Origin of the sequence: Halomonas urmiana (genome assembly GCF_005780185.1) — a bacterium.
In the GTDB taxonomy this organism is placed as follows: Bacteria; Pseudomonadota; Gammaproteobacteria; order Pseudomonadales; family Halomonadaceae; genus Halomonas; species Halomonas urmiana.
In genome coordinates this window covers 160,344-183,615 of sequence record NZ_VBUI01000003.1, presented here as the reverse complement: position 1 = coordinate 183,615, position 23,272 = coordinate 160,344, and the positions used below count along the sequence as shown (strand labels likewise).

Genomic DNA, 23,272 nt, shown 5'->3' with positions numbered 1-23,272 from the left:
CACCTCAAGGCATCAGAGTGACAGGCCGCAGGCGGCGATTACCCTCGCCAGCGCCTCGCGCTCGGCGTCGGGTGTGAACAACGGCGCCCGGGCCGTCACCTGGCGGCGCAGTCCCTCGATGAAGGCCGGCTCCGCCTCGGCGCGGCGCAGCAGGTCGCCCAGCGCCGCAGTATCGACGACCGGGAAATAGCCGACATAGCCGTCGCCCAGCAGGCCGCGGTTGCCCAGGATGTCGGAGGCCAGCACCGGCAGGCCCGCCACGCAGGCCTCGCTGACCACGTTGGCCCCACCCTCCATGCGCGAGCTGATCACCATCAGCCGGGCGCGCCCCATCCACCGGCGCACCCGCCAGCGCGGCAGGTCGCCGAGCCAGCGATAGCGCGGATTGGCCGCCATCTCGTCGCGGGCCGCCCCTGCCCACCCCTCGTCGTGGGCGGCGCCCAGCTGGATGACCCGCAGCCGCGAGCCCGACGGCAGGTCGCGCACCGCGAGCGCCGCACGCAGCGGATCCTTCTCCTCGCGCAGGTGGCCCACCACCAGCACGTTCAGATGCCGCCGGCCTGGACGCGGGACACCGGCCGGTAGGGGCAGCGCCGACTGGTGGACGACGTGCAGGCGCGGCAGCACGGATGCGGGCAGGTCCACGTCCAGGGCATCGTGCAGGCCGATCAGGACGTCCGCCGTCGCGAGACTTTCCCGGAACGTCTCGGGATGGCTGTGCTGGAAGCGATAGACGTCGGTGCCGGTCAGCACCACGGCCAAGGCAGCCGCCGGAAAGGCCTGGCGGCAGGCGAGGATGGCCCCGTGGCTGCGCCAGGCGTGCAGGGCCATCACCAGGTCGGGGGGCCGACCGTCGACGCGCCATTCCGCCGGGGCGTCCTCGTGGCCGGCGATCCGCACGCCACAGCCCAACTCACGCAGCCTAGCCGCCCAACGGGTCGCCGTGGCGCGGTTGCCGGCGTGGGAGCCTCGACCCGCCGGGGTGATCAAGGCTACCTTCAACACTGTTCCCCCCTTGCCATGTCGCGTTGCATCGTTCGCCCCCGTCATACTTCCGTGCACCTTCATCCGTTCTTGCCGCTCCCCGTTCGAGGAGGTCCTCATGATCGCCACCCCGCCCACGCCTCCTCGCACCGCCGACGCGCTGGCCGGGATGCTGGTCGATGCCCGCGCCCGCAGCCTGGCGCTGATGCACGATACCCTCGATATCCGCGAACTCGGCCCACGGCTGGCGATCGTCAACCCGCCGCTGTGGGAGCTCGGCCACCTCGGCTTCTTCCACGACCACTTCGCCCTGCGCGGCCTCCACGGCCTGCCCGACTACCGGCTCGCCGGCGCCGAGCGACTCTTCGACTCCGGCAGCATCGCCCATGACGACCGCTGGGCGCTACCGCTGCCCTCCCGCGACAAGACCCTGGACTACCTGTCGCGGGTGCAGGCGGCGATGCTCGCGCGCCTGCCCGACGGCACCGCCAGCGCCGCCCAGAGCTATGTCTACCAGCTCACCACCCTGCACGAGGACATGCACGGCGAGGCCTTCCTCTACACCCGCCAGACGCTGGGCGACCCGGCCCCCGACCTGGGCGCGCCCGTTCCTGGCCAGGCCACGGAAGAGGGGCCCACCGGCCCGCTGCCTGGCGATGTCGCCATTCCCGGCGGACGCCATCGACTGGGCGGCGACGAGACCCTGCCCTTCCGCTTCGACAACGAGAAGCCGCCCATGGAAGTCGAGGTGGCGCCCTTCTCGATCGCCCGGGCACCGGTCACCAACGCCGAGTTCGCCGCCTTTGTCGACGACGACGGCTACGCGCGGCGAGAGCTGTGGAGCGAGGCCGGGTGGCGGTGGCGCGAGGCCCAGGGACTCCCGGCGCCAGTCTACTGGCGCCGGGACGTCCGGGGCCGCTGGGAGGCGCGCCGTTTCGACCGCTGGCAGCCGCTGCCCCCCCACCAGCCGGTCGTGCACGTCAGCTGGCACGAGGCCGAGGCGTGGTGTCGTTGGGCCGGACGACGCCTGCCGAGCGAGGCGGAGTGGGAAGTGGCCGCCAGCCGCGCGCCGTCGGCCGAGGGGAGCGCTCTCGCGCCCGGCAAGCGCCGCTTCCCCTGGGGCGACGCGCCGCCGGACACCGGCCTCGCCAACCTGGACGGCTGGCGCCTGGGCCCGCTGGACGTGGCCGCACTGCCCGCGGGTGACAGCGCCTTCGGCTGTCGCCAGATGCTGGGCAACGTCTGGGAGTGGACGGCCTCGCCCTTCGCTCCCTTCCCGGGCTTTACGCCCGAGCTCTATCGCGACTACTCGGCCCCCTGGTTCCGGGAGGGGCGCTACGTGCTGCGCGGCGGCGCCTGGGCCACCCGTTCGCGGCTGATCCACACCGCCTACCGCAACTTCTTCACCCCGGACCGCCACGACACTCTGGCCGGCTTTCGCACCTGCGCGCGCTGAGCGCCGCGGCGCCTGAACGCCTTCCCCGGTCTCGGCCCCTCAGGTCTGGCGGGGGGTGTTGCGAGGAGAGGGGCGAGTCGTCTTGTGAGGAGTACTGCGGGGAGACTTGCGCAGCGCCTCGAAGCCGATGATGACGTCCAACAGCTCGGTGGTGATGTTGTCCTGGCGCACCGATCGCCGCTGGCCCTTCACCTCGTCTAGGCGGTCGTCCACCGACTGTTCGGCCTGCTGCATCAGAACCAGCCGCGCGGCATTCTCGGTGACCATGGCCTCCGCCGAGGCCCGGAAGACGCTGGCGAAGATATGGCTGCGCAACAGGGCGGCAAACAGCTCGGCGCTGGGCATCGAATAGTCGGGCAGGGAGCGGGATTGCCATGGCCGCCCGGCGAGCTCCGACAGGAACGCCTGCCCCAGGGGCAGCAGCGGCATCAGCACCGGCTCGTGCTGCCCGCGTCCGGCGCGCTGGGTGAAGGCCAGCGTGACCTTACGATGATGAGGCTCGCCGCCGCCGATGTCGTCCAGCCGGGTGACGATGCTGCCCGCCAGGCGCCCGATGCCATCCGCCGAGGCCGGCGGCAGCAGCACGCTCTCGGGGCCGAGGCCCTGCCCGGCCAGGGCGTCATGCATCTGGGCGCCGACACACAGCACCCGAAGGGCGGCGTGTCCGGCCGTGGTCGGCGCGAGTTCCGCCTGCACCTTCTCGGCGAGCAGTTCATTGTAGTTGCCGCACAGGCCATGGTCGGAGCCGAACACCACCACGACGCTGTCGGCCGGTTCCACGGCCGGCATGGCGATGGGACCGGCTCTGGCGACGAAGGCCTGGAGTCCGCTGCGTACCGTCCGGTGATAGGCCTCGATGGAGCGGGCGGCACGCTCATAGGGCACGGCATTGATGGCCGAGATCGTCTTCATGGTGTGCACGATCCCGCGGATGCTGGTCAGCGTATCAAGGCGGCGGGAGAGGGCTTCAAGCGTCTGCGTCACGACCGTCCTCCGACGTTCCCAGGGCGGTCCGCGCCACCGCGAGGATGGCGGCGCGGTCCTCCTCGTCCAGGGGCTCGTTGCGGGCGATGCGCGTGGCGACCCCCGTCAGGGCATCCCCCACCGAGGCCCGGATGGTGTCCATGGCGGCCACCACCTCGGTCTCCGACAGCCCGTCGAACATGCCCTCCATCGCCGCCAGCAGGACCAGCAGCTGCTCCACGGCCGGCACCGGGTCCCGCTCGGGCTGGCGCAATGCCGCCCGAACCGCCGCGCCCCGGCTCAAGCGGGCCCGGGTGGCGTCATCCAGCCGGGTGCCGAAGCGGGCAAAGTCCTCCAGCTCCTCGAACTGGGAGAGGGTGACGCGCAGGTTACCGGCGACGTCCCGGAACGCGCGGTGCTGGGCCTTGCCGCCCACCCGCGACACCGACACCCCGAGGTCCACGGCCGGGAACTGGTTCTTGCGCACCAGCCGCGGCGACAGGTAGATCTGGCCGTCGGTGATCGAGATGAGGTTGGTCGGGATGTAGGCCGAGAGGTTTTCCGCCTGGGTCTCCACCACGGGCAGGGCGGTGATGGAACCGCCCCCGGCGTCCTCGGTGAACTGGCCGGCCCGCTCGAGCAGCCTGGCATGCACGTAGAAGATGTCCCCGGGGAACGCCTCGCGCCCGGGCGGTCGCCGCAGCAGCAGCGAGAGCTCCCGGTAGGAGCGGGCGTGATGGGTGAGGTCATCGAAGACGACCAGCACGTCCCGGGCCTGGTCGGCGAAGAATTCCGCCATCGTCATCGCCGCATAGGGCGCGATATAGGCCAGGCCCGGCGCGTCCTCGTCGCCGGCGACGACCACGATCGTCTTCGCCAGTTGCCCGCTCGCCCGGAGCGCCTCGATGACCCTGGCCACCGCGTCCCCGCGCTGGCCGATGGCGCAATAGATGCTCAGGACCTCCGAGCGTGACTGATTGAGGATGGTATCCACCGCGATGGAGGTCTTGCCGGTCTGGCGGTCGCCGATGATCAATTCCCGCTGCCCCAGGCCGACCGGCACCGCGGCATCGACCGCCTTGAGGCCCGTCGCCAGGGGGCGGCTGACGGCCGCGCGGCTGAGGATGTCCGGGGCCCGGGCCTCCACCGGCCGTTCGGCCACGGCGGTCACCCTGCCCTTGCCGTCCCGGGGCTGGCCAGTAGCGTCGACCACCCGGCCGACCAGGCCCGGTCCCACGGGGACACTGATGACCTTGTGGGTGCGCCAGACATCCTCACCGGCCCTCACTCGCTCCGAGGGGCCCAACAACACGACCCCCAGCCGGTCCGGCTCGAGGTCCAGCACCACGCCGCGAACCCCCGAGGCAAACACCAGCAGCTCATCCGCCAGGGCCCGACCGAGCCCGGCGACCACGGCGATGCCATCGCCCACCGTGGCGACCGTCCCCACCTCGGCCAGTACCGGCGAGGGGGCGGGGCTGTCCAGCAGGACGTCGATGAAGTCCTGCACGTCGGGCCGGTGTGACTCATCCGCCATGCGCGTTCACCCTGCCCGACTCGCCACTGGCCAAGCGCTCCTCCAGCAGCTCGACCAACTCGTCGGTGTAGCTGTCGACCGTCCAGGCGAGCTGAAGGCTGCCGATGCGCAGGACCAGGCCGGGGGACTGGCTGTCATCGGTGGCGAAGCGCAGGGGAAGGCCGGGTACTCGTTGCTCAAGGGCGGCCTCGACCTCGTGGCGGGCGCCCTCCGGCAACGCGGCATGGGTGGTGGCTACGGCTTCCTCGGCATGCTCGGCCGCTGAGGCCAGCTCGTCCGACAGCGGGTCCAGCTTGCCGATCACATGCAGGGCGATGTGCTCCTCCAGGCGCTCATCGGCCAGGTCGTGCAACGCCCGGCCGGCCAGCTGGTAGAGCGTCTCCGCACTCGCCTTGTAGAGCTCCGACGTGAAGCGCTCCCGCTCGCGGGCCAGGTGCACCTGGGTGTCCTGGCGCTCCTGCTCCATCTTCTCGTGGGCCTCGGCCAGCAAGGCGTCACGCTGTTGCTTCGCCTGCTCACGCACACGCTCCGCCAAGGCGTCCTGGTCGGCCTGCAGCTTCTGCTGGCGTGCCACGAAGTCCGCCTCGGCGGCGGCCGCCTTCTCCTTGGCGCGCGTGGCCTCGCTCATCCGGGCGGCGATCTCGGCCTCGCGGGAATCGATGCCCTTGAGGATCGGCTTGTAGAGGAAGCGCTTGAGCAGCCAGACCAGCACCAGGAAGTTGGCGATCTGGGCGAGGACCGTGACCCAGTCGATCGACATGGCTCAGCCTGCCGCCGGTTGGGTGGCTTGCAGAAACTGACCCAGGAACGGATTGGCGAACAGCACGATCATCGCCACCACGAAGCAGTAGATCGCCGTGGACTCGATCATGGCCAGGCTCACAAACAGGGTGCGCGACAGGGTGGAGGCCGAGTCCGGCTGCTGGGCGATGGCGGTCAGGGCGGCGGCCGCGGCGCGGCCCTCCCCCAGCGCCGGGCCCAGCGCACCGAAAGCCATTGTCAGTCCCGCGGTGAAGATGGAAATGGCCGCAATAAGGGCTGCATCAGTCATCGATCTTGCTCCTTGTGATGGTCACGTCCGCGCTCAGGCTCATGGCCCGGCGTCTTGACGGGCTTGTGGACAGGGGCCGTGGCCGACGAGATATAGACAGTCGCCAGGATGGCGAAGATGTAGGCCTGGATCAGGCCGGTCAGCAGGCCCAGCACGTCCATCACCACGGGAAAGAAGAACGGCGCCACGCCCAGCAGGATGCCGGCGATGACCGCCCCGCTCATCACGTTGCCGTAGAGGCGGATGGCCAGCGAGATCCCCCGGGAGAACTCGCTGATGATGTTGAACGGCAGCATGATGATGGAGGGCTGGATGTAGGTCTTCAGGTAGCCGCCGATGCCCTGGCGGCTGATGCCGAACAGCGGCACGGCGATCAACACCGACAGGGCCAGGGCGGCCGTGGTCGACAGCGAGGAGGTGGGCGGCGTGAAGCCCGGCACGACCAGCAGCAGGTTGGACAGCGCGATGAACAAGAACAGCGTCCCCGAGAAGTAGAGGACGTGGCGCGACGACTGCGGCGAGATGTCCTCCACCTGCCGCTGGATCCCTGTGACGATCACCTCCAGGGTCGTTCGCCAGCGATTCGGCGGCACGTCCGGGCGCAGCTTCCGGGTCACGAGCATCGAGGCAACGGTCAGCATGGCCATGACGATCCAGGTATTGACCACGGTCTCGTTGATGCCGAGGCCCCAGAGGGTGAAGACCGTCGTCTCGTCGGGTGTCAGTTGCATCCGACCTCCTTCACCCGGGGTAGCCGGGCCATCAGGGTAGCGATGAAGCGCACCAGGAAGAAGGCGAGCGCATAGCCCACGAAGGCCCCGCCCAGGGTGCCCCCGTCGGTCACCCACCACCCGGCCGACAACAGCAGGCCGATCCGTAGCGCCGCACTGGGCAGCAGGACGGCCGCGGGCCGGGACCGGCGCAGCGCCAGGCGAACGCTCAGCGCCAGGCCCAGGAAGTACAGGATACTGACGGCGATACCGGCGCCGAAGCCGGTGATCACGGCGTGCCAGTCAATCGTCATCATGCTCGCTCTCCTTGTCGTTCGCTTCCTTGCTGACCCAGGCCCAGGCAATGAAGCTGCCCAGCGCCACGCCCCCCAGGATCAGGGCAAGGGTCCACTGAAACGCCTGCGGCATGTGGCGGTCGAGCCACAGCCCAAGAAAGGCGCCGCCCACGGTGGGCACCGCGATCGACCAGCCGATCATGCCGAAGACCCCGAGCCCCCGCAGCGGGCTCGCGCCCGGGTCGTGCCGCGCCCTCTCCCGGCGCCGGGCGCGACGGCCGATGTCCTCCACCGGAGACTTCCGCTTCCGGGTCATGGCGTCCTGGGCCGCTGCAGGTCGGCAAACCGTCGCACGATGCCCGCCTCCAGGCGAGACAGGGCAGAGCGGGCCACGCGCTCGTCTTCATCCACCTCGACGAAGCTCTCCTGTACGGTCTCCCTCAGCGAGGCCAGGTCACGGCCCTGGACGCCCCGCCGGATGGCGATGTCCACGTCATGACCCTTCTTCACCAGGATCCCCTCGTCGATGCCGAAGATCCGTTCCTCGCCGTCCGCCAGGGTCAGGATCAGCACGGAGGGCAGCAGCGCGGTGACGAAGTCGATATGGTTCGGCAGCATCCCGAAGGCCCCGTTTTCCGCCTCCGCAAACAGCCGGGTCGCCGGGCCCTCGTAAAGGGTCCGGGTCGGCAGCCGCAGGGTCACCTGCATCTCGGCTGACAGGCTCATGCCTCCCCCTCCAGGTCGGAGAGGGCTCCGATCATGTAGTAGTCGCCCTCGTCATGCTCGAAACGGGTCTGGTTCAGGATGGTGTCGCACCCCTCGAGGGTATCGTCGATGGACACGCGCTTGCCCTCGGTCCCGGTGAACGAGCTCGTGGTGAAGAAGGGCTGGGTCAGGAAGCGCTCCAGCCGGCGAGCGCGGGCGACGGTGGCCCGGTCGGCGGCCGAGAGCTCCTCGATGCCCAGCATGGCGATGATGTCGCGAAGCTCCTCGTACTCGGCCAGGGTGCGACGCACCGCCCGGGCGATGTCGTAGTGCCGCTGCCCCACCACCGAGGAGGTGAGCATGACCGAGGAGGAGGCCAGGGGATCGATGGCCGGGTAGAGGCCCTCGCTGGCCCGCTTGCGCGACAGCACCACCGAGCCCGAGAGGTGGGAGAAGATATGGGCGGCGGCGGGGTCGGTGAAGTCGTCGGCCGGCACGTAGACGGCCTGGACCGAGGTAATGGCGGCCTGGCGGGTAGAGGTGATGCGCTCCTCCAGCTCCGCCAGCTCGGTGGCCAGCGTCGGCTGGTAGCCGACCCGCGAGGGCATGCGGCCCATCAGCCCGGAGACCTCGGAGCCGGCCTGCACGAAGCGGAAGATGTTGTCGATCAGCAGCAGCACGTCCCGCTGCTGCTCGTCGCGGAAGTACTCCGCCATGGTCAGCGCGGTCTTGCCGACCAGGAATCGCACCCCGGGCACCTCGTTCATCTGGCCGAACAGCATCACGGTGTTGTCGCGCACGCCGGCCTCGCCCATCTCGCGGTAGAGCTCTTCCGCCTCCCGGGAGCGCTCGCCGATGCCGCAGAAGAGGCTCACGCCCTTGTGCTGCTGCACGGTGTTGTTGATCAGCTCGGTGATCAGCACGGTCTTGCCGACGCCGGCCCCCCCGAACAGGCCGGTCTTGCCGCCCCGCTCGATGGGCGACAGCAGGTCGATGGCCTTGATGCCGGTCTCCAGGATCCTGCTGCGCACGACCCGATCCTCGAGCCGCGGCGATGGCTGGTGGATGGAGCGCCGGTTCTCGCTCGCCGGGGCGGGCTTGCGGTCGATCGGTACGCCGAACACGTTGAGCATGCGCCCGAGGACGGCATCGCCGACCGGCACGCTGATCGGCGCGCCGGTGGTGCGCACCGGCATGCCGAGCCCCAGCCCCCTGACCGGCCCCAGCGCCATGCAGCGCACCACCCCATCGTCCGCCAGGCCGGCCACCTCCAGGCCGATCTTCCCGGCATAGAGCAGCTCCCGGATGCCGGGGACCTGCCCGGCAAACCTGACGTCCAGCACGCCGCCACGAATGGCGACGATGCTGCCCGGTTCGCGCTCGGCCCCTGCCTGGTCATCCTGCTGCGTCATCGTCGCCTCCTGCGCTCTTCCCGGCCGATGCTGCGGTGCTCGATGGCAGTGTAGTTCCGATTCGCACCATGAAGGGAGTGCGTCATTGACGCACCCCTCAAAGAACGCGGTGGCGCGGAGGGGGACCGCGAGGGTCGTGACGCGCCCGCGTGCCCGTCAGAGTGGATCGCGGCGGGTCGGGCAGCTCATGCAGCGCCCGCCGCCACGGCCGCGCCCCAGCTCGGCGCCGGGAATGGCCAGCACCTCGATGCCCGCCGCCTCGAGCGCCGCATTGGTGTCGTCGTTGCGGTCGTAGCCGACGACGACACCGGGGCTCAGCGCCAGCACGTTGTTGCCATCGCTCCACTGCTCACGCTCGCGCTCTTCCGGCGTATCGCCACCGGTGGGCACCACCGTGAGCGCCGGGTAGCCGAGGGCCTCCGCGACCACTGCGAAGAGATGGCGCGGGTCGCGCCGGAACGTCAGCGGCTTGCCGCCCTCGCCGGGGCGCAGGTCGAAGCAGGTCACCGCATCGGCGACCTCCTGGAAGGCGGTCGCCACATTGCCCCCGCACAGGGTGAACACCGTATCCAGATGCATGGCCGCGCGGGTCCTGGGGAGCTGGCAGGCGATCACCCGATGCACGCGGCCGTTCGCGAACCGGGCCCTGGCGAACAGGGCTTCGGCCAACTGACCGATGGCCTGGGGCGAGGAGCGCTCGCCCATGCCTACCAGGAGCGTGCCATGGTCCAGCGGCATGATGTCCCCACCCTCCAGGGTGGCGAGGCCATGGTCGACGAGTGGGTCGCCCCACTCCACCCTCACCCGGCCGGCGAACCGAGGGTGAAAGGCGTAGATGGTCGCCATCACCAGGGTTTCCGGCCGTCGGGCGCTCCAGTGCATCGGGTTGAGGGTGACGCCGTCCTGGATCCAGGCGCTGCTGTCCCGGGTGAACAGGAGGTTGGGCAGGGGTGGCAGCACGAAACCGAGAGGGCCGAGATGATTACCGAACAGCCCCGCCGGATCGAAGGGCAGATCGCCCACCTCGAGCCCACCGATCAGGTCCTCGGCGAGGCCTGCGCTCGGTAGCGCATCCAGCCAGGCGCGCAGGTCAGCCACCATCCCTACCCCGATGTGGTTTCGGGTGATCCGGTGGTCCAGCAGCCAGGCGCGCGCCTTCTCGTTGTCGAGAGTCTCGGCCAGCAGGTCGTTGACGTCGAGCACCTCCACGCCCCGGCCCCGCATCACGTCGACGAAGACGTCGTGATCGCGCTGGGCCTGCTTGACCCAGAACACGTCGTCGAACAGCAGGGCCCGACAGTTGGAGGGCGTCAGCCGCCGATGGGCCCGCCCCGGGCGGCAGACGATCACCTGCCGCAGGGTGCCGGTCTCGGAGTGCACGCCGAACGCGTCCGCCATGGCTCGGTCCGGCTCAGCTCGGCAGGTCGGTCACCGCCCCGGTAGAGGCCGAACTCACCGTGCGCGCGTACTTCGACAGCACTCCGCGTGCGTAGCGCGGTTCGGGCTGGCGCCAGGCGGCGCGGCGACGCATCAGCTCCTCGTCGGTGAGCGCGACGTCGATGGTGTCGGCCTCGGCGTCGATGGTGATCTGGTCGCCGTCCTCCACCAGCGCCAGGGGGCCGCCGTCGAAGGCCTCGGGCGTCACGTGGCCCACCACGAAGCCGTGGCTGCCGCCGGAGAAGCGCCCGTCGGTGATCAGCGCCACCTCGCTGCCGAGCCCGCGGCCCATGATCGCCGAGGTGGGCGTGAGCATCTCGCGCATGCCGGGGCCGCCCTTGGGGCCCTCGTAGCGGATCACCACCACGTCGCCGGCCACCACGGTGCCGTCGTTGATGCGCGCCTGGGCCTCCTCCTCGGAGCCGAACACCCGGGCGGAGCCGGAGAAGCGCGTGCCCTCCTTGCCGGTGATCTTGGCCACCGCCCCTTCCGGCGCCAGGTTGCCGTGGAGGATGCGCAGGTGGCTCTCGGCCTTCACGGGGCGGTCCAGCGAGGCGATGATCTCCTGGTCATCGGGATACGGCGCGACCTCGGCCAGGTTCTCGGCGAGGGTGCGGCCGGTGACGGTCAGACAGTCGCCGTGCAGCAGGCCTGCCTCGAGCAGGGTCTTCATCAGCGGCTGGATGCCGCCGATCGCCACCAGCTCGCTCATCATGTAGTGGCCGCTGGGGCGCAGGTCGGCGACCACCGGCACGCGCTTGCCGATCTCGGTGAAGTCGGCAAGCGTCAGCTCGACGCCGATGGTGCTGGCCATGCCGATCAGGTGCAGCACGGCGTTGGTGGAGCCGCCCAGCGCGATCACCAGGGTGATGGCGTTCTCGAAGGCTTGGCGCGTCATGATGTCAGAGGGCTTGATGTCGCGCTCGAGCAGCGCGAGCACCGCCGCACCGGCGGCCTCACAGTCCTCTCGCTTGTCCCGGGAGACGGCATTCTGCGCCGAGCTGCCCGGCAGGCTCATGCCCAGCGCCTCGATGGCCGAGGCCATGGTGTTGGCGGTGTACATGCCCCCGCAGGAACCGGGGCCGGGAATCGCCGTCTCCTCGATCTGCTTCACCTCGATCAGGTCCATGTCGCCGCGGGAGTGGGCCCCCATGGCCTCGAACACCGAGACGATATCGGTGTGGCCCTCGCCCGGCAGGATGGTGCCGCCGTAGACGAAGACACTGGGACGATCGAGTCGCGCCAGCCCCATCAGGCAGCCCGGCATGTTCTTGTCGCAGCCGCCGATGGCCACCAGGCCGTCGAAGCCCTCGCAGCCGGCCACCGTCTCGATGGAGTCGGCGATCACCTCCCGCGATACCAGCGAGTACTTCATGCCTTCGGTACCGTTGGCGATGCCGTCGGAGATGGTGATGGTATTGAAGATCACGCCCTTGCCGCCGGCCGCATCGGCGCCGTCGCTGGCCCGTCGTGCCAGCTCGTCGATATGGCTGTTGCAGGGGGTGAGGTTGCTCCAGGTCGAGGCGATGCCGACCTGGGGCTTGGCGAAGTCGGCGTCGGTGAAGCCCACCGCCCGGAGCATGGCGCGGCTGGCGGACTTGCCGACGCCATCCACGACCTGTGCGGAATGGCGGCGGCGGGGATCGTCCGGTGTGTCACTCATGGTCGGGTCTCCTCTTGCAGTGTCGGGGGGTCGCCCCGGGGGTGGTCGTCGAGTGTGGCAACGTCGCTCGTCGCGGCGACGGGCGCGGCCGGCCATTCGAAGGCCGCCTCGAATAGCCGGGGGTCGTCGAAATGGCGCCGGCCTACGAAAACGGTGGCATGGGTCCCCCACTGGCGCATGGCGCCAGGGCTCAGGATGCCCGATGGCCACAGCAGGAATCGCTCGAGGCGCCCAGTATGCGCCACCAGACCCTCGGGACCATAGAGGCTGCGCCGTCCGCCACCGGGCAGCACCAGGGATCGACGGCCATGATCGGGCGGCGCCGACACCGCCTTGAGTGCGTAGCGGCGCGCCTCTGCAACGTCGACGCCGGGGTCCACCACGCCGAGGTGCTCCACGTAGTGGCTGACGGCGGCGACGCGCACCGCGAGCCGCTGCCCCGCCACCAGGCGGGGTGCCGCGATGGGCGTCAGCGGCGCCTCGCGCAGGTCCGCGTCCGCGGCCACCGCGACGCGCTCGAGGGGCGGCACGGGAAAGAAGAGGTGATAGCAGCCACAGGGATGGATGCTGTCGTGGATCAGCGGACGCCCCCGCTCGTCCAGGGTAACCCGCCACACCAGGCCATCGAGGCGGCCGCCGAGCAGATCCAGCGCGCCCTGCCGAGGTCGCGCCGGGAACCACAGGGTGTAGACCAGCTGCGGCAACAGCTCGCCCGCGAAGCGCGTATGGCTCAATCGCACGTCGGCCACGGGACGGGTGGTGTCCACCCGCGGCAATGGGCCTTCGGGCCCGGCAAACCAGTAGGGCGCGCCGAACCGGTCATCGTGCCCCCGGGTCTCGACGAGAAACACCGGGGCATGGTGCGCCGCCAGGCGCAGCAGCGCCTCGCGATCGAGCTCGACGAAGCCGAGCGGGCTGCGTGGCGCCTCGCTGAGCCACCGCTCGGCGACGGCGGCATCGCGAGGTCGGCCGGGCGGCGCATAGCGCACCAGGGGCGCCTCGGCCGGCAGCGTCGCGAACGGTGCCTCGAAGGTGTCCAGATGGCTCACCTTCCAGCGATTGTAGCCGACCGCCAGGCCGAGGCGAGTCAGGGGATAGAGCCCCAGCGCCCGGCGCCAGGTCAGGTAGTGATCGGGGGCCTCGACCGCCGACCGCAGCCGCTCGCGGGCCAGTCCGGTGCCCTCCTCGGCCAGCAGCTCACGCTGCATCAGGCGCGTGGCGCAGGCATTGACGGCCGCGGCCGGGGCCGCGACGGAAGGCGGCGAGAGCGTCTCCCGGTCGACGGCCGGCAGGTTGGCGGCCTCGATGGCGCGCGCCTCGCCGTCCAACTCGCGCATCCGGGTCACCCAGTCGGCGAAGGCCGCGGGAGTGTCGAGCTCGTCATCGAAGCTCGCGAGCAGCCGGTCGACGCGCAGGTAGGGGAAGCCGGCGACCCGCGCCGCCCCGGCATCGGTCACCCCGGCGTCGGACACCACCGCATCGAAGGCCGCCAGCCGCTCCAGGCAGCGGGCGTCCAGCGGGTCGTGCCCGACGACATCCGATCGCCAGTCGGGGCCGGCGGCACAGCCCGCCAGCAGCCCGAACAGCACAAGCCCCCCTAGGCGCACCGGTGACCAGACGGGCATGGGGCGGTTCCTCGAGAACGCGGATCGGCCCTCTCAGGGTGGGCGCCCGCCCGCGAAGTGGCAACGTCTCAGGCCGGACGCGTCCGCTTTACCGGCCAGAGCCCGGCGATCAGCAGGCTGACCAGGCTGGAGAGCAGCAGCGCGCCGAGAAACGGCGGCAGGGTCGGGATGCTGCCGGGGAAGCTCTCCGTCAGCACGCCGGCGGCGAGGCTGCCCTGGGCCACCCAGCCCGGCAGGATGGCGCCGAGCATGCCCGCCACGCCGCCGGCCACCGCGGCGACGGCGCTCATCCGCGACCACAGGCCCAGCAGCACCGGCACCACGATGGCGGCACAGAGGAGGTCGGCGATCAGGAACAGGCGCAGCACCGAGAGCCCCTGCAGCGCCACGATCACCACCGGCACCATCAGCGCCACGGTGGCCAGGCGCGCCGCGCCGATGGAGAGGCCGCGCCTACCGGACCCGGCCACCACCAGCGAGGCGATGCCGTTCTGCAGGGTATCCACGCTGGAAGCCACCAGGGTGACCGCCAGCACCAGCGCCGGCAGCGCCAGCCAGCCCGGTGCCTCGGAAAGCAGCGCGAAGAAGGGAATCGGCGGTTCGCCCATCGCCACGCCGGCCATGGCGGCCATGGCGGCCAGCATGCCGAGCCCGCCGACCACCATCACCACCAGCACGGTGATGCCGCCGCCGAGCCAGGCGCCGCGGCCCAGGGCGCGGTCGTCCCGCGCCGCCCATACCCGCTGCCAGTAGCCCTGATGAAAGAGGTTCGCCGCCGTCACCGCGATCACCAGGGTCAGCGCCACGGCGAGCGCGTCGCCGGCCGGGATCGACGGCAGGGCCGCCGCCACCGGCATCTCGGGCAGGCGCGAAAGCGCCACCCCGCCGACCAGCGCCAGCAGGGCGATCAGCAGCCAGGCCTGCCAGCGGTCGGTGGCGAGGCTCGCCCGCAGCCCACCCACTGCGGTGTAGAGCAGCGTGGAGATCGCCACGCCGATCACCACCAGCGCCGGTGGCACCTCGGAGGGGTCAGCGCCATGCGCTCTCTCAGCCCCGGCCGACGCGTGCGGCAGCGAGACTCCCCTGGCGACAAGTGAATGGTTTGTGGGATCGCGGGGGCATCATAGCTCTAGCCCGACCCTGGCGGCCAGTCTTGCCAAGCGCCGGAATACGGCGGGAGATCCAGCACCTATTCCCGGGGCGGGAACCGACCCAGACCACGACCTGCTAAGCGGGCCGTGCCTCCTCGAAGAGTTCCGCTGGCATCGGGTATGCCAACTCCCACGTCATGGCGATAGGGCGCTCTCCCTCATAACGGTTTAGCGCCTGGGCGGGGCCCAGGAAGATAAATGGCGCCGTCTCGCCCTCGATACGCTTGGTCAGACGCGCGAAGAACAGAATCGTATAGCCGCGCTCCTCGAAATGGAGGTAGTTCTGCCCCGTCGAACTGGTCTGTGTGGTATTCGACTGGCTCTCCCAGTGCAGCAGCGTTCGGCTGATGGGATAGTCGCGATAACGCGTGGTGGGCGAGAAGTCACCATCGTCTTTATGGAAGGTGACCAAATGGATGTAGGCACGTATGTCCTTAGCATGAATAACACCGACGCCGGTGGCACCGGGCTTCTCCAAGCTAGCCAGGCCCAGCGCAGCCTTGATCTCGGCGGTGCCGTAGGCGCCATGTAGCTGCAGCCCGCAGTCGAACGGCAGGTCATCAAGGAGGCGCAACGGCACTCGCCGATGGGCACGCCGCCAAGCAGCGATCTCCGCGGCATCGGCGGCTACGCTAGGATTGTCACGCCACTTCTGCAGCGACTGCTTGAGGCTGTCTACACCGACCAGGCCGCCCTTTCTCCCCCACAGCAGATAGTGCAGCGCCGTTTGCTGCGCGGTGTCATAGCGCTCCAGAGTTTCATTAACACTGCTATCCCGGCGGCCAAGTGTTTCGACGGCCGACAGCAGCGCGGGATCGCTACGCAGAGCGATGCGTGACAGCGCCTTACGGGCCTGATCAATATCTGGATCGTTGGGCGGCGGCTGACGCTCAGCCGAGGCCTTCCACTCCGACCAGCTACGGCGCGCCAGCACCTGAACGGGAGAGAGCCCCGTAACTTCCAGGAATCGTCCAAAGGTGAGAGGCTTGCCCACCTCTTCCGCCCAAGTGCGAAGGGTCTCAGGAATGAACTGATTCAAATCACTCAACACCGCACGAATCTTGCTTAGCACTCTTTCCCGTGCGACCCGCTCGAGCTGGATGCTGCACCCCGGCGGCAGGCTCGGGAAGTCAGCCTCTACCTCGCGATCCAGGCGCTGCCGCTGGCCGGAAAGCAATGCAGTGAACTTGGTATCGAGCCGGTAGCGCCGGTGGGTCTGGCCCACGAAGTCCAACACGGTCAGGCACTCCTTGCCCGGGGCATGGCGTAGTCCTCGCCCCAGCTGCTGTAGGAACACCGTCAGGCTTTCGGTGGGTCGCAGGAACATCACCAGGTTGATATCGGGAACGTCGACGCCCTCGCTGAGAACATCCACGGTAAACAGAAATGGCAACTTGCCCTCGCGAAACTCCCGCAGACGCTCGGCACGGAGCTCCGCCGGGGTATCGCCGACCAGCACGGCGGCCCGATACTCGCTGCCAAGTGCGTTGAAGCTCTGAGCCATATACTCGGCGTGCCGCACGCCGGCGCAGAACCCCACCGCACGCAAGCCACGGAGATCAGGCTGATAGCGTTCCAACGCCTGCCTGACGGTATCGACGCGCTGGCGAGCACGAAAGTCGTCGCCGGTTAGCAGGTTCTCGAGCTGTCGGGCGTCATATCGCCCATTCCGCCATAGGCTTTCATCACCGAGATCGATGCTGTCGCTAACGCCGAAGTAATGAAAGGGGCACAGCAACTTTTCTTCCAGCGCCTCGGGGAGTCGAATCTCCGCGGCGAAGTCACCGCCGAAGTCCGGCAGGATACTGCTGCCATCCGTCCGCTCTGGTGTAGCGGTCAAGCCTAGCAACAGTTTCGGACTCAGCTCATCGAACAGCGCCCGATAGCTGCTGGCAGCACCATGATGGGCCTCATCGATAACCACATAATGAAAGTGCTCAGCACCAAGACTTTCCCAAGGCCGCTGCCGATTGAGCGTCTGCACCGAGATAAATAGGTGGCGGTGCTCTGTCGGCGTCTGCCCGCCTACCCAGAGTTCGCCGAAGTTCTGATTGCGCAGCACGGTGCGGAAACAGGCCTGAGCCTGCTCGAGTATCTCCTTGCGGTGGGCGACAAACAACAGCGCCACTTGGCGCCCCTCACGCTCGCAGATCCGTCGATAATCCAGCGCCGAGATCACGGTTTTTCCGGTGCCGGTGGCTGCTACCACTAGGTTTCGGTAGGAGCCACGCTGACGCGCGGCGTCGATCGCCTCCAGAATCCGCAGCTGAAACGGCCGCGGCGTTATCTCGGCAAAGAAGGTCACCCCACGTCGATCACGCTCTTTATGTGCCGCGATCGCTTGCCGGAAACGGGTGAAATCCGCCTCGGTGTAAGGTTCAAACTCGTCGCTCTCCCAGTAGGCGGAGAACTCGGCAGCAAACCGTTCCAGAATATGCCTCATATCCTGCTCGGTGACCTTGACGGTCCACTCCAGTCCCTGGGTCATCGCCGAATGGGACATATTCGCCGAACCAATATAGGCCGTGGAATAGCCGCTATCCCGCCGAAAAAGGTAGGCCTTGGCGTGCAAACGAGTGCCACCAGTATCGTAGGAAACGCGAACGGTGACGTTAGGCTGGCGGGTCAGCCACTCCAGTGCCGTCGGGTCGCTGGCACCCATGTAGCTGGTGGAAATCAGGCGCACCGGGACGCCCCGACCGGCCAGGCATTCTAGGGCCGGCATCAGTAGCCGCAGTCCGGACCACTTTATGAACGAGACCAGAATATCGACGCCATCTGCCGTGGCCATCTCTGCCCGCAGTTCATGCTCAAGAGGCGGGTCATGCCCGAGGCCAGTGAGCAATGCACTGGTGGCAAGCGGTGTATGCGGTCGGGGTAGCGGCTCACCGAGATGACCGATCTCGGTGAGTAAGGGCTTGTCGCGGCTAATCAGCCGTTTGCGAGTCAGGTAATCGAGCCCGTCTGTGGCCGATACAATCTCGATGATGCGGTTAATCAGTGGCAGCCGATCTTTGGCGTCTACGATCCGCAGGGCGCGGTGGAGCAACTGGCTGATAAATTGCGAGTAGGCGTGGGGCGCCGTTTCGTCATCGAGCGCGCGGAGCACCGGCCTGAGATCTGGGTGCGCATCCAGCTGCACCTTGAGCTCCTCATCGAGCAGCCGTTCGTAGAGGCCTTCCGGTAGCCGATCCATGTGTTACCTACCTCCTTCCCTGCAATTGCCACTGAAGGTAACAGCAATCGCCTTTCTTTAGACACCTGCGGCACTACTCGCCTGTCAAAACCGGCTTCTTACCTCTCCTACTTCTCCTTCGGCACCCTTCCCATCAGGTAGAACTCCTCGTTGGGCGGCGTGCCGGTCAGGGTGACCAGCCGGTTGGAGAGGCCGAAGAAGGCGGTGATGGCGCCGATGTCCCAGATATCGTCGTGGGTGAAGCCGGCGGTCTTCAGGCGCGCCTCCCATTCGTCGGTGAGTTCCCCCACCTCCAGGCCGCAGTAGAGGGCGAAGTCCAGCATCACGCGGTGGCGCTCGCTGATCGGCGCGGTGCGGTGGTTGATGGCCACCTGGTCGGCGAGCAGCGGATCCTTGCTGTAGATCCGCACCAGGGCGCCGTGGGCCACCACGCAGTAGAGGCAGCGGTTGCGGGCGCTGGTGGCCACCACGATCATCTCCTTCTCGGCCTTGGTCAGCGTGTCGGACTCCCGCTCCATCAGGGCGTCGTGGTAGGCAAAGAAGGCGCGAAACTCGGCCGGACGGTGGGCCAGCATCAAAAAGACATTGGGCACGAAGCCGGCCTTCTCCTGCACCGCCAGCATGGCGTCGCGGAGGTCGTCGGGCAGGTCGTGGATCGATTCGGGGATGGGGAAGCGGCTGATCGGCGCGGACATGATGATTCCTGACGTTGTGGTTGTTGTCTTGGGCCATCTGCCAGTTAACGTCAACGTCAGGCTCTTGGCCATGGTCCCTTCGACGTAATCGAACCACCCCGCTCAGGCCACGGAGAGGTAGCGCTCCTGGAAGTCGGGGTTCTCGCGCAGCTCGGCGGTGGTGCCGGCATAGGCGACCTGCCCCTTCTGCAGGATGTAGGCCTTCTGGGCATGGCGCAGGGCGAAGGGCACGCTCTGGTCGGTGAAGAGGATCGTGGTGGTGCTCGCCAGGTCGTCGATCAGCTCACCGATCTGGTGGACGATGACCGGCGCCAGACCCTCGTTGGGCTCGTCGAGCAGCAGCAGGTGCGGGCGGCGATCTCGAGCAGCCGCTTGTCGCCGTAGCTGAGCACCCCGGCTCGCTGCTCGGCCATGGCCTCGAGCCCTAGCCGTTCGAGAAGGCCATAGGCCTCGTCGATGATCTCGCGGTCGCGCGAGGCCAGGCGCAGCATCATCGCCGTGTAGGCGAAGTAGGCGCCCAGCATGTAGAGGGCCCATGGGCGAAGTTGAAGTTGATGACGTTGAGCACGCCGAAGATGATGTTGAGGCCGACGGCTATGACGAAGAGCAGCAAGGCGATGTCGAGGCTATTCAGCGGTGCGGCAATGAAGCTCTGCATAGTGGACTCCCCGGTGGGTCAGGCAGGCCGCCCGGGAGGGGCGGGAGGCGTCAGGGCGAGCAGCCCGTCTCCGAGACGTCCGGGGTCACCAGGTCACCGCCCCCACGAGGATTGCACCTCGAGCCGGGCTCGGTCATTATTTTTCGATGAGCGGCCCGCTTGCCCGGGCGGGGGAGCCAGGCCCGTTCCCGACGTCCCCGACGGGCATTGTGCATCACCCGCAGCCCTGGGGGTCGCGAGGATCACGAGGCGGCGCCGTCCGGCTCCACATCACCCCCGCCTCACTGCCGCACGCAGGGACTATCGATATGCTCGAGCGAGCCGGCCCCGACTGTTCGGCGTGGCACCCCGGCCTGGAGGCCGACCTGCCCCGCCGTTACCGGGCCCTGGAGACGATTCATCACACCGCCAATGTCGACTCGCGCCTTGCCGATATCCCCGAGTTGAGCGCCCTCACCGGGCTCGCGGAGGAGGAACTGGTCGCGTTCAAGGCGGACCGCCTGGTGCTGCACGAGGTGATCGTGCAGGTGACGGCCGATATCGTGGTCCTGGAGGGGGAAGAGGAAGAGCTGCTGGGGCTGCACTTCCGCGACATCGCCCGCAAGATCCTCCTCGACTACCTGGCTCCCGATCTGCCGACGCTTCGCCAGGAACACGCCCGACTGTATGATGAGGTCCACGCCCGAGTGGGCGACATCCTCTCCTCGGCCTTCGCGCCCGAACCGACGCCGGGCGCGCCCGAACCCGCCTTCTGGCTATCGCGTTGGTTCAGCCAACGCCGGCCCCCGCCACGGCAGGCGGATAACCGGTCCATCGAGGAACGGCACCATGAGGTGATCCAGGGCATCAAGGACACGGGGCTGGCCGCCCGTGGCGACTTGGAACGGGCCATCTACAAGAGCACCTACCGTGTCCTGAACTCGATCGCCAGCCGCCAGGGTCATATCGGGGTAGACAGGGCGCTTTTGGCAAGCTTGATCACCCGGCGGGTGTGCAACGACTTCGGCAGCCTCTACCTCGGCGAGAAGATCGCCCCCCATGTCGCGCGCGCCGTGGAGAACGAGGGCTACAGCCGGCTGCCCAACGCCAGGGAGCCGGTCCTGATCAGCCTCAAGGGGGCCTCGGCAGCCGGCAAGAGTTCGCTGCGCCCCTTCCTGAAGGACACGCTGAGGGACCTGGGCATCCGGCCGGACCAGTACGGCACCATCTCCCCCGACATCTGGCGCCGGCTGCTGCTCGACTATGACGCCCTGGGCGAGGCCTACAAGTATGCCGGCCGCCTCGCTGGCAAGGAGGTCAAGCTCATCGATGCCAAGCTGGATCGCTACATCCGCGACAAGGCTCGGCGGGACCGTTCCATCCCGAACCTGCTGATCGACCGGTTCCGTTTCGACAGCTTCTCCCTGGACAGGGTGCCGCGGCTGCTGGATGCCACCTATGCGAAGTATGTCGCCACCATGTACTTCTATTTCATCGTCACCCCGCCGGAGGCGACGGTGGAACGGGGCTGGGAGCGAGGCCTGGCACGGGGACGCTACAAGGCGGTGGAGGACTTCCTGGGGCACTGCGTGGAGGCCTACGACGGCATGCCCAGGCTGCTGTTCAAGTGGCTGGACAACCGGCATCCCCGGCTCGAGTACCGCTTCCTCGACAACAGCGTCCCCAAGCACACCCCGCCGACGACCATCGCCTATGGCAACCGCGAGGTCCTGCACATCCTGGCGCCCCTGGGCCTGGTCAACATCGAGCGCTACAAGCGGATCAACATCCGGGCGACCTGCCCGGCGGAGGTCTATCCCGACCACGACGGCCTGGCGGTCGGCCGGAACTGTGGCTTCCTCAAGCAATGCCTCGCCAAGGTGCCGGAGGTCCGCTTCGTCGACGCGACAACCGGCCAGGTGTACCTGCTAGCCACTGCAGGCCGCTTCTCGGTGGTGGACCCCGCCCTCCTGCGGGCCAGACGGCAGGACCCGGAACTCGCGGCGCTGTTCGCCGCCCTCGGGGTGCCCGAGCGATAGCACCGCCCCCGAGATGACAGAGCGGCCCCGCCTCTCTCGAGACGGGGCCGCCGATGCCCGCGGGGCGAGTCGTGATCAGCCCAGCGAGATGGTGCTGTTGATGCCGCTGGAGACGTTCTCCGGCTCGAACCAGCGGGCGGTGACGGTCTTGGTCTGGGTCCAGAAGCTGATCGCCTGCTTGCCGTTGGGGCCCAGGTCGCCAAGCTTGGAGCCCCGCGAGCCGGTGAAGCTGAAGTAGGCGACCGGCACCGGGATCGGCACGTTGATGCCCACCTGGCCGACGTCGATGTCGCTCTCGAAGCGACGCGCCACCCAGCCGGAGTTGGTGAAGATCGAGGTGCCGTTGCCGTTGGGGTTGGCGTTGATGAAGGCGATCGCCTCGTCGAGGGTCTCGACGCTAAGCACGCAGAGCACCGGCCCGAAGATCTCCTCGCGGTAGATGGTCATCTCCGGGGTCACGTCGCTGAACAGGGTCGGGCCGACGAAGTTGCCGTTCGGGTAGCCCTCCACCTGGCAGCCGCGGCCGTCGACCAGCAGCTTGGCGCCCTCCTGCTCGCCGGTGGCGATCAGGCGCTCCACGCGCTCCTTGGCCTGGGGGGAGACCAGCGGGCCGAGGTCGGCGTCCGTCTGGGTGCCGGGGCCGACCTTCATGTTGCGGGCGCCCTCGGCGATGTCCTCGAGCCACTCGCGGGCCTCGCCCACCAGCACTACCACGGAGTTGGCCATGCAGCGCTGTCCGGCGGCGCCGAAGGCGGAGCCCAGCAGGTTGTTGATGGCCTGGCTGCGGTTGGCGTCCGGCATCACCACGCAGTGGTTCTTGGCGCCCATCATCGCCTGCATGCGCTTGCCGGCGGCGGCGGCGCGATCGTAGAGCAGCGAGCCGACGTGGGTGGAGCCGATGAAGGAGAGCGCCTTGATGTCGGCGTGATCGGCGATCTGGTTGGCCACGTCCGGGCCGCCGTGCACCACGTTGAGCACGCCGGCGGGCACGCCCGCCTCGTGGGCCAGCTCGACCAGGCGCATGGTGGAGGTCGGGTCCTGCTCGGAGGGCTTGAGCACGAAGGTGTTACCGGTGGCGATGGCCAGCGGGAACATGAAGCAGGGCAGCATGATCGGGAAGTTGAAGGCGGTGATGCCGGCGCCCACGCCCAGCGGCTGGTGGAGGCTGTAGACGTCCACCTCATTGGCGGCGTTCTCTGCCAGCTCGCCGAGCTGCAGGGAGGTGATCGAACAGGCGTGCTCCACCACTTCCAGGCCGCGACCCACCTCGCCGGCCGCATCCGGCAGGGTCTTGCCGTGCTCCTCGCTGATCAGCGCGGCCAGCTCATCGGTGTTCTCGCGGATCAGCGCCTGGAGCTTGAGCATGATGCGCATGCGCTTGCCCAGCGGCACCTTGCGCCAGGTCTTGAAGGCCTCCTTGGCGCTGGCCACCGCCCGCTCGACCTCCTCGGCGGTGCAGAACGGAACCCTCGCGACCACCTCCTGGGTGGCCGGGTTGACCACGTCGCGCCACTCCTGGCTCTGGGACTGGACGGGCTGGCCGTCGATGTACATCGGCGTTTCGCGAACGGACATGATCGTGCTCCTGGACGTTGTGGTTGTGGGAGATCGTGTTCGAGAGTGTTATTACGAGTGTTTTCGATACTGTGTGCATGCTGGCACGAAGCCTGAGAGTTTCGAGTCTATACAGAGGTCGGATGGCCTGACAACGCGCA

21 protein-coding genes and 1 pseudogene are annotated in these 23,272 nt (G+C 68.5%); 2 read left to right on the top strand and 20 right to left on the bottom strand.

All coding sequences use genetic code 11. From position 1 onward, the window contains the following. Positions 1-12: 12 nt before the first annotated feature. Complete coding sequence (senB, locus tag FEI13_RS03215) at positions 13-1,002, bottom strand: selenoneine biosynthesis selenosugar synthase SenB (RefSeq protein ID WP_138179461.1); 990 nt, start codon at positions 1,000-1,002, stop codon at positions 13-15. 100 nt (positions 1,003-1,102) lie between these two features. On the opposite strand from senB, the gene senA reads away from it, so the two are divergent. Next, positions 1,103-2,440, top strand: a complete 1,338-nt coding sequence (gene senA, locus FEI13_RS03210; RefSeq protein ID WP_138179459.1) for a selenoneine synthase SenA — start codon at positions 1,103-1,105, stop codon at positions 2,438-2,440. Positions 2,441-2,479: 39 nt separating this feature from the next. Here senA and FEI13_RS03205 read toward each other — a convergent pair whose 3' ends face one another. The 18 genes and pseudogenes from FEI13_RS03205 to FEI13_RS03130 form a co-directional block, all read right to left on the bottom strand. Then, a complete protein-coding gene (locus FEI13_RS03205; RefSeq protein WP_138179457.1) occupies positions 2,480-3,424 on the bottom strand; it encodes a F0F1 ATP synthase subunit gamma in 945 nt (314 codons plus the stop codon). Then, the gene (locus FEI13_RS03200) at positions 3,408-4,940 is read right to left on the bottom strand and encodes a F0F1 ATP synthase subunit alpha (RefSeq protein ID WP_138179455.1); all 1,533 of its coding nucleotides are present in this window, start codon (positions 4,938-4,940) and stop codon (positions 3,408-3,410) included. The genes FEI13_RS03205 and FEI13_RS03200 overlap by 17 nt, the downstream gene beginning before the upstream one ends. Further along, positions 4,930-5,700, bottom strand: a complete 771-nt coding sequence (locus tag FEI13_RS03195) for a F0F1 ATP synthase subunit B family protein (protein ID WP_138179453.1) — start codon at positions 5,698-5,700, stop codon at positions 4,930-4,932. Before FEI13_RS03195 ends, FEI13_RS03200 begins: the two co-directional genes overlap by 11 nt. Before the next feature lie 3 nt (positions 5,701-5,703). Further along, the gene (locus tag FEI13_RS03190; RefSeq protein ID WP_138179451.1) at positions 5,704-5,991 is read right to left on the bottom strand and encodes a F0F1 ATP synthase subunit C; all 288 of its coding nucleotides are present in this window, start codon (positions 5,989-5,991) and stop codon (positions 5,704-5,706) included. Continuing rightward, positions 5,988-6,722 carry a F0F1 ATP synthase subunit A gene (locus FEI13_RS03185; protein ID WP_138179449.1) on the bottom strand — a complete coding sequence of 245 codons (735 nt, stop codon included), beginning with the start codon at positions 6,720-6,722 and terminating at the stop codon, positions 5,988-5,990. The genes FEI13_RS03190 and FEI13_RS03185 overlap by 4 nt, the downstream gene beginning before the upstream one ends. Further along, positions 6,713-7,018, bottom strand: coding sequence for an N-ATPase subunit AtpR (locus FEI13_RS03180; RefSeq protein ID WP_138179447.1), 306 nt, complete (start codon positions 7,016-7,018; stop codon positions 6,713-6,715). Before FEI13_RS03180 ends, FEI13_RS03185 begins: the two co-directional genes overlap by 10 nt. After that, a complete protein-coding gene (locus FEI13_RS03175; RefSeq protein WP_138179445.1) occupies positions 7,005-7,313 on the bottom strand; it encodes an AtpZ/AtpI family protein in 309 nt (102 codons plus the stop codon). Before FEI13_RS03175 ends, FEI13_RS03180 begins: the two co-directional genes overlap by 14 nt. Then, on the bottom strand, positions 7,310-7,723 hold the full coding sequence (locus FEI13_RS03170) for an ATPase (protein ID WP_138179443.1): 414 nt from the start codon (positions 7,721-7,723) through the stop codon (positions 7,310-7,312). Before FEI13_RS03170 ends, FEI13_RS03175 begins: the two co-directional genes overlap by 4 nt. Then, positions 7,720-9,114, bottom strand: a complete 1,395-nt coding sequence (atpD, locus tag FEI13_RS03165) for a F0F1 ATP synthase subunit beta (protein WP_138179441.1) — start codon at positions 9,112-9,114, stop codon at positions 7,720-7,722. The genes FEI13_RS03170 and atpD overlap by 4 nt, the downstream gene beginning before the upstream one ends. A 156-nt stretch (positions 9,115-9,270) precedes the next feature. Then, positions 9,271-10,512: an arginine deiminase gene (locus FEI13_RS03160; protein ID WP_138179439.1), complete on the bottom strand. Its 1,242-nt coding sequence runs from the start codon at positions 10,510-10,512 to the stop codon at positions 9,271-9,273. Between the two features lie 13 nt (positions 10,513-10,525). Continuing rightward, positions 10,526-12,214, bottom strand: a complete 1,689-nt coding sequence (gene ilvD / locus FEI13_RS03155) for a dihydroxy-acid dehydratase (protein ID WP_138179437.1) — start codon at positions 12,212-12,214, stop codon at positions 10,526-10,528. Further along, the gene (locus FEI13_RS03150; RefSeq protein ID WP_138179435.1) at positions 12,211-13,839 is read right to left on the bottom strand and encodes a hypothetical protein; all 1,629 of its coding nucleotides are present in this window, start codon (positions 13,837-13,839) and stop codon (positions 12,211-12,213) included. Before FEI13_RS03150 ends, ilvD begins: the two co-directional genes overlap by 4 nt. Before the next feature lie 68 nt (positions 13,840-13,907). Next, positions 13,908-14,864, bottom strand: a pseudogene (locus FEI13_RS03145) (SLC5/6 family protein); the annotation flags it as partial. A 202-nt stretch (positions 14,865-15,066) separates the two neighbouring features. Then, positions 15,067-18,186: a DEAD/DEAH box helicase gene (locus FEI13_RS03140; protein WP_138179433.1), complete on the bottom strand. Its 3,120-nt coding sequence runs from the start codon at positions 18,184-18,186 to the stop codon at positions 15,067-15,069. A 107-nt stretch (positions 18,187-18,293) separates the two neighbouring features. After that, positions 18,294-18,881: a peroxidase-related enzyme gene (locus FEI13_RS03135; protein WP_138179431.1), complete on the bottom strand. Its 588-nt coding sequence runs from the start codon at positions 18,879-18,881 to the stop codon at positions 18,294-18,296. Positions 18,882-18,983: 102 nt separating this feature from the next. Further along, a complete protein-coding gene (locus FEI13_RS19600; RefSeq protein WP_275668704.1) occupies positions 18,984-19,112 on the bottom strand; it encodes a hypothetical protein in 129 nt (42 codons plus the stop codon). 47 nt (positions 19,113-19,159) lie between these two features. Further along, on the bottom strand, positions 19,160-19,405 hold the full coding sequence (locus tag FEI13_RS19235) for an ATP-binding cassette domain-containing protein (protein ID WP_204758339.1): 246 nt from the start codon (positions 19,403-19,405) through the stop codon (positions 19,160-19,162). After that, the gene (locus tag FEI13_RS03130; RefSeq protein ID WP_204758338.1) at positions 19,372-19,539 is read right to left on the bottom strand and encodes a hypothetical protein; all 168 of its coding nucleotides are present in this window, start codon (positions 19,537-19,539) and stop codon (positions 19,372-19,374) included. The genes FEI13_RS19235 and FEI13_RS03130 overlap by 34 nt, the downstream gene beginning before the upstream one ends. A 308-nt stretch (positions 19,540-19,847) precedes the next feature. Here FEI13_RS03130 and FEI13_RS03125 point away from each other — a divergent pair, with 308 nt between their 5' ends. Next, a complete protein-coding gene (locus FEI13_RS03125) occupies positions 19,848-21,557 on the top strand; it encodes a DEAD/DEAH box helicase family protein (RefSeq protein WP_138179429.1) in 1,710 nt (569 codons plus the stop codon). A gap of 75 nt (positions 21,558-21,632) precedes the next feature. Here FEI13_RS03125 and FEI13_RS03120 read toward each other — a convergent pair whose 3' ends face one another. After that, positions 21,633-23,132 (bottom strand): CoA-acylating methylmalonate-semialdehyde dehydrogenase, encoded by a 1,500-nt coding sequence (locus tag FEI13_RS03120; protein WP_138179427.1) that lies wholly within the window; start codon positions 23,130-23,132, stop codon positions 21,633-21,635. Positions 23,133-23,272: the final 140 nt, after the last annotated feature.

Coding starts and splice junctions, on each gene's coding strand:
- FEI13_RS03125 (WP_138179429.1), top strand. CDS start 19,848: ATGCTCGAGCGAGCCGGCCCCGACTGTTCGGCGTGGCACCCCGGCCTG.
- FEI13_RS03120 (WP_138179427.1), bottom strand. CDS start 23,132: ATGTCCGTTCGCGAAACGCCGATGTACATCGACGGCCAGCCCGTCCAG.
- FEI13_RS03195 (WP_138179453.1), bottom strand. CDS start 5,700: ATGTCGATCGACTGGGTCACGGTCCTCGCCCAGATCGCCAACTTCCTG.
- FEI13_RS03140 (WP_138179433.1), bottom strand. CDS start 18,186: ATGGATCGGCTACCGGAAGGCCTCTACGAACGGCTGCTCGATGAGGAG.
- FEI13_RS03190 (WP_138179451.1), bottom strand. CDS start 5,991: ATGACTGATGCAGCCCTTATTGCGGCCATTTCCATCTTCACCGCGGGA.
- FEI13_RS03135 (WP_138179431.1), bottom strand. CDS start 18,881: ATGTCCGCGCCGATCAGCCGCTTCCCCATCCCCGAATCGATCCACGAC.
- FEI13_RS03170 (WP_138179443.1), bottom strand. CDS start 7,723: ATGAGCCTGTCAGCCGAGATGCAGGTGACCCTGCGGCTGCCGACCCGG.
- FEI13_RS03200 (WP_138179455.1), bottom strand. CDS start 4,940: ATGGCGGATGAGTCACACCGGCCCGACGTGCAGGACTTCATCGACGTC.
- senA (WP_138179459.1), top strand. CDS start 1,103: ATGATCGCCACCCCGCCCACGCCTCCTCGCACCGCCGACGCGCTGGCC.
- atpD (WP_138179441.1), bottom strand. CDS start 9,114: ATGACGCAGCAGGATGACCAGGCAGGGGCCGAGCGCGAACCGGGCAGC.
- FEI13_RS03175 (WP_138179445.1), bottom strand. CDS start 7,313: ATGACCCGGAAGCGGAAGTCTCCGGTGGAGGACATCGGCCGTCGCGCC.
- ilvD (WP_138179437.1), bottom strand. CDS start 12,214: ATGAGTGACACACCGGACGATCCCCGCCGCCGCCATTCCGCACAGGTC.
- FEI13_RS03180 (WP_138179447.1), bottom strand. CDS start 7,018: ATGATGACGATTGACTGGCACGCCGTGATCACCGGCTTCGGCGCCGGT.
- FEI13_RS03160 (WP_138179439.1), bottom strand. CDS start 10,512: ATGGCGGACGCGTTCGGCGTGCACTCCGAGACCGGCACCCTGCGGCAG.
- FEI13_RS03185 (WP_138179449.1), bottom strand. CDS start 6,722: ATGCAACTGACACCCGACGAGACGACGGTCTTCACCCTCTGGGGCCTC.
- FEI13_RS03130 (WP_204758338.1), bottom strand. CDS start 19,539: ATGCAGAGCTTCATTGCCGCACCGCTGAATAGCCTCGACATCGCCTTG.
- FEI13_RS19235 (WP_204758339.1), bottom strand. CDS start 19,405: ATGCTGGGCGCCTACTTCGCCTACACGGCGATGATGCTGCGCCTGGCC.
- FEI13_RS03150 (WP_138179435.1), bottom strand. CDS start 13,839: ATGCCCGTCTGGTCACCGGTGCGCCTAGGGGGGCTTGTGCTGTTCGGG.